1 rRNA gene is annotated in these 231 nt (G+C 47.2%); it reads left to right on the top strand.

The window, feature by feature from the left end:
* Positions 1 to 110 precede the first annotated feature (110 nt).
* Positions 111 to 226: ribosomal RNA gene (gene rrf, locus M3P05_RS20850) — 5S ribosomal RNA — on the top strand.
* Positions 227 to 231 lie beyond the last annotated feature (5 nt).

A 231-nucleotide genomic window follows, 5' to 3' on the forward strand; every position in this document is an offset into this window, starting at 1 on the left:
GATCTGTACACCAGATAACGCGAACGAGATAAGCTACACACAAAAGTGTCAGCAACTAACGACAGATTCTATAGATGAAGAGACCAAAAACCTCTTCATCATCAGTTTTGCCTGGCGACCAAAGAGCTTTGGAACCACCTGATCCCATCCCGAACTCAGCAGTGAAACGAAGTATCGCCGATGGTAGTGTGGGGTTTCCCCATGTGAGAGTAGGTCATCGCCAGGCTTTAA

Origin of the sequence: Parendozoicomonas callyspongiae, from assembly GCF_023502345.1 — a bacterium.
In the GTDB taxonomy this organism is placed as follows: Bacteria; Pseudomonadota; Gammaproteobacteria; order Pseudomonadales; family Endozoicomonadaceae; genus Sansalvadorimonas; species Sansalvadorimonas callyspongiae.